This window comes from Neoroseomonas rubea (assembly GCF_016106015.1).
Taxonomy (GTDB): domain Bacteria; phylum Pseudomonadota; class Alphaproteobacteria; order Acetobacterales; family Acetobacteraceae; genus Neoroseomonas; species Neoroseomonas rubea.
The window spans coordinates 1-4255 of record NZ_JACADQ010000357.1; the positions used below are offsets into that span (position 1 = coordinate 1).

The 4255-nt window shown below is 75.7% G+C and carries 5 protein-coding genes; all 5 read right to left on the bottom strand.

The features are described 5' to 3' along the window. Positions 1-566, bottom strand: a 566-nt coding sequence (locus tag HW577_RS21650) for a UDP-N-acetylglucosamine 2-epimerase (protein ID WP_198378194.1), incomplete at its 3' end; no start/stop codon positions are given. Then, positions 566-1843 carry a glycosyltransferase family 4 protein gene (locus HW577_RS21655; RefSeq protein ID WP_198378195.1) on the bottom strand — a complete coding sequence of 426 codons (1278 nt, stop codon included), beginning with the start codon at positions 1841-1843 and terminating at the stop codon, positions 566-568. The genes HW577_RS21655 and HW577_RS21650, both read right to left, overlap by 1 nt. After that, on the bottom strand, positions 1840-3033 hold the full coding sequence (locus HW577_RS21660; RefSeq protein ID WP_332837777.1) for a DegT/DnrJ/EryC1/StrS family aminotransferase: 1194 nt from the start codon (positions 3031-3033) through the stop codon (positions 1840-1842). The genes HW577_RS21655 and HW577_RS21660 overlap by 4 nt, the downstream gene beginning before the upstream one ends. Before the next feature lie 30 nt (positions 3034-3063). Next, complete coding sequence (locus HW577_RS21665) at positions 3064-3669, bottom strand: sugar transferase (protein ID WP_198378196.1); 606 nt, start codon at positions 3667-3669, stop codon at positions 3064-3066. Beyond that, positions 3638-4255: O-antigen ligase family protein (locus HW577_RS21670; RefSeq protein WP_198378197.1), on the bottom strand; the 618-nt coding region annotated here is incomplete at its 5' end. The genes HW577_RS21670 and HW577_RS21665, both read right to left, overlap by 32 nt.

The window sequence follows — 4255 nt, forward strand, 5'->3', positions numbered from 1 at the left end:
CGCGCGCGCGCCGCCGGGCGATGGCGCAGCAGGCTGTCGGCCATGGCGTTGCCCACGGCCCGCACGCGCGCGGGCGGATGGCCTTCGGCCAAGAGCCGCGCCGCGGTCGCCTCGTCCGGCGCCCAGAGCGGGTCGCAGATCGCATCCAGTGCGCGGCGGTTCACCTCCTCCGGCATGTCCGGGGCGCCGCAGCGCAGCCCGGCTTCCAGATGCGCGGCGCGGAGGCCGCATTTGCGCGCTGCGATCCCGGCGCCGAGCGCGCCGTCCACATCGCCCGCGACGACGACGAGCGCCGGGCGTTCCGCCGCCCAGGCGGCCTCGCAGGCGATCATGGTGCGCGCCATGCGCTCCGCCGGCGCGCCGCCGGCGACGCCGAGCGCGATGGCAGGCGGGGGCAGGCGCAGATCCTCGATCAGATCGCCGAACATCGCCGCGTCATGGTGCTGGCCGGTATGCAGCAGGCGCGGCGTGCAGATCGGCGGCGCCTCGGCCAGGGCGTGCCACAGCGCGGCGATCTTCGGCAGGTTCGGCCGTGCCGCCACCACCAGGTGGAGGATCGGTGGCATCAGCGTGCGCGGGCACCCTGCCCGCCGGACAGCGCTGGGGCCCGGTGCGGCGCAGCCTCCGCGGCCGCGCGCTCCGCCACGTCGCAGAACCGGTCGGCCAGCAGGCGCTGGTCCCATGCGGCGACCGCCTGGCGGCGCGCCGCCTCCCCCATCCGCAGACGCAGTGCGGGGTCGGCGGCAAGCCGCTGCAGCGCATCCGCCAGCGCCCCGGCCTCGCCGGGCGGCACGGCGATGCCCGAAGGACCGTCCTGCACGATGCGCGCCGCCCGGCCCGGCTGGTTCGTCACGACCGGCCGCCCGGCCGCGAGCCCGTCCATCAGCTTGTTCGGGCTGGTCCATTCGGCGAAGGCGGGGTGATCGGCCAGCAGGTGCAGGACGACCTGCCCGGCGGAGAGCAATGCGCCGAGCATCGGTCGCGGCAGCGGGTCGAGGAAGGTGACGTTGCCGAGGCCCTCGGCCTGGGCGCGGGCCATCAGCGCGGGCTTCTCCGCTCCGTCGCCCGCGAGCAGGATGCGCACCCGCCTTTCGCCGCGCGCGCGCAGCAGCGCGGCGGCGTCGAGCAGCGTGCCGAGCCCGTTCGCCCGCCCATGCGTGCCTGCATAGATCGCGAGGCATTCCCACGGCATCGCCGACGGCGGCCGCCAGGGGCCGACATGCGGGCCGAAGGTGCCAAGGTCGCAGCCATTCGGCACCACATGCACGCGCGCCGGCTCGGCGCCGCGCGCGATCGCCGTCGCCGCCATGCCGTCCGACAGCGCGACGATCCGCGCGGCGCGGCGGCAGGCGGCATCCGCCAGAAGGTCCATGGCGGCGAGGACCGGGCGCGGCACGCCACCCAGGGCGCGCGGCAGTTCGGGCCAGGGGTCGCGGATCTCGAACAGGAAGGGCGTGCCACGTCGCGTGCGCGCGGCCAGCGCCGGCAGCGCCACTGTCAGCGGCGTGGAGGAGGCGATCACAAGGTCGAACCCGCTCGCCGCGGCGAGCCCCGCGGTGCGCCGGGCGAAGCGCAGGAAGGCCAGCGCGCGCCGCGGCAGCGGCATGGCATTGGCGTAGGGGATATCGAACTCGATCACCCTGTGCCGGCCAACCCTGCCTACCCGCGCCCCGTCGACGAACGCTCCGCCAAGCCCCGTCGCGCCACCGTCGTAGCGGCCACAGGCGACCGTCACCGCGTGGCCGCGCGCGGCCAGCGCCTCGGCCATCGTGTGACTGCGCTGCGGCGCCGCGCCGAACGGGGCCGAATAATGCTGGTGCAGGTAGAGGATCGACAGGCTCATGCGCGGTGGCAGCCGCGGATGGCACCGACGACGCGCGCTTCCTCCGCCGCGGTCATGGCAGTGCCGGAGGGCAGGCAGAGCCCCCGCGCGAAGAGCCCCCGCGCCACTGCCCCGCCGACCGATGGCGCGCCGGCGAAGACCGGCTGGTCCGGCAGCGGCTTCCAGACGGGGCGGGATTCCGCGCCGGCGGCCATGAGGGCGCGACGCACCTCCTCCCGGTCCGCGCCGAAGTGCGCGGGATCGATGAGGATGGCGCTGAGCCACCGCGTCGATCGGCCCCAGGACGCTTCGGGCATGAAGGTCAGTCCCGGCAGGTCGCCGAGCGCGGCCCGGTAGCGCGCGAACAGCGCCCGCCGGATCGCGATGCGCGCGGCCAGCGCCGGCAGCTGCGCCAGGCCCACCGCAGCGAGCAGACTCGGCATCGCGTAGGCATGCCCGGTCAGCGTGTGCTGATAGTGCGGCGCGGGATCCTTGGCCTGCGTCGCGAGGTGCCGTGCGCGGCCGAGCAGGATCGGGTCGTCCCCCGCCAGCGCGCCGCCGCCGCCCGCGGTGACGATCTTGTTCCCGTTGAAGGAGAAAGCGGCGAGCCGCGCGCCCCGTCCCGCCTGCCGCCCGCGGATCGTGGCGCCGAGGCCCTCCGCGCTGTCGCTCAGCACCGCCACGCCATGCCGGTCGCAGGCGGCGAGGATGGCGTCGAGCTCGCTCGCCTGGCCGTAGATGTCGACCGCCACCACCACCTTCGGCAGCCGCCCGCGCCGCGCCGCGCCGGCGAGTTCCCGCCGCAGCAGGTCGGGGTCGAGCGTCCAGGACCCAGGCGCGACGTCGAGGAAGCGCGGCACCGCGCCCATCTGCACGGCGGGCGCGACGGTCGCGACGAAGGTGAAGCCCGGTGCCCAGACCTCATCCCCCGGCTCCACGCCAAGCACCCGGTAGGCGAGGTGCAGCGCCGCGGTGCCTGAACTGGTCGCAAGCACGTGGCGGAAGCCGGTCGCGGCGCAGACCGCGTCCTCGAAGGCCGCGAGCGCGGGGCCGGCCGGCGCGACCCAGCCGCTGTCCAGCACGCCGCGCAGCGCCGTTTCCTCCCGCCCCGTCAGGTGCGGGGGCGAGAGCGGGATCCGGCGCGGGGCGGCCGTGCCCGATTCGGGCCTGGGCGCGGTCTCGTCGGGGCGCGGCTTCGCGATGAATGTCACGATATCAGAATAATCGATATTTCTCGGATATCAACCAGGGGTTATATCGAAATCATCACGAAGCGCCGGCATGGTGGCGTGGCCGGGCGCCGTCGCGCCCCGCCCGCTGAGGGCGATGACCGCGCAACGCAACAGCAGCCCGAGGTCTCGCATCACGCGCGGCGCCGCATCCGCATAGGCGGCATCGATCGCGAGCCGCTCGGGCCAGGGCACCGCGTTGCGCCCCGCCGCCTGCGCCGCGCCGGCAAGCCCCGGGCGCACCAGCAGCCGTCGCGCCTCGCCCGGCGTGTAGCGCGGCAGATAGTCCATCGGCAGGGGGCGCGGGCCGACAAGGCTCATCTCCCCGCGCAGCACATGAACCAGCTGGGGCAGTTCATCGAGCGCGCAGCGCCGCAGCAGGCGGCCGAGCCGCGTCAGCCGCGCGGCGTCCTCCCCCGGACCCTCGTGCATCGTGCGGAACTTCACCAGCGTGAAGGGCTTGCCGCCTCGCCCGGCGCGGCGCTGCCGGAACAGCACCGGCCTGCCGAGCGCGACGCGCACCGAGATGGCGACCGCCACCATCAGCGGCGCGAGCGCCACCAGCAGCGCCGCCGCGCCGGCGATATCAAGCGCGCGCTTGCCGAACCGTCCGTACATGGCGCGGCCACGCCTCCACCCCCAGGCCGAGCGCGAGGCCCAACGCGAACCAGCCCATCCGGTTGCCGAGGTCGGTCGAGACCATCAGCGTCAGCGCAACCGGCAGCACCAGCGCTGCGATTCCTGCCGCGCGCCTCGCCTCCGCCCGCGCGGCGAGTCGCATCGCGACCAGCGCACCGCCGCCAAAGGCCCCGAGCCAGAGAACCAGGCCCGGCAGCCCCGCTTCCGCCAGCGCCTCCAGCGCATGGTTGTGCGGATGCAGCCCGCGCCTTTCCCCGTGCCCGGCCGCGATGGCGAAGCCACCCGGCCCCAAGCCCCAGGGCAGCGCCCGGCCGGCGAGGTCGAGCGCCGCGCCCCAGAGCCCTGCGCGGCCGGAGGCGGCGAGATCGCCCTCCGCGATCCGTTCGACCGTGCGCAGCCCCGCGGCCAGTGTCGGATCCGCGAGCAGCACCGCGAGCCCCGCGAGCGCAGCGCCGGCCACGAGCGCGGGCCAGGCCAGCGCCGCCGCAAGGCGTCCGCGCCGCCACAACAGGATGGACGGCACGGCCGCGACGGCGAGGGCGAGTGCCGCCAGCGCCGCCCGCCC

What these genes read in the sequence shown, in the direction of transcription:
- HW577_RS21655 (WP_198378195.1), bottom strand. Translation starts at nt 1,843, where the DNA reads ATGAGCCTGTCGATCCTCTACCTGCACCAGCATTATTCGGCCCCGTTC.
- HW577_RS21665 (WP_198378196.1), bottom strand. Translation starts at nt 3,669, where the DNA reads ATGTACGGACGGTTCGGCAAGCGCGCGCTTGATATCGCCGGCGCGGCG.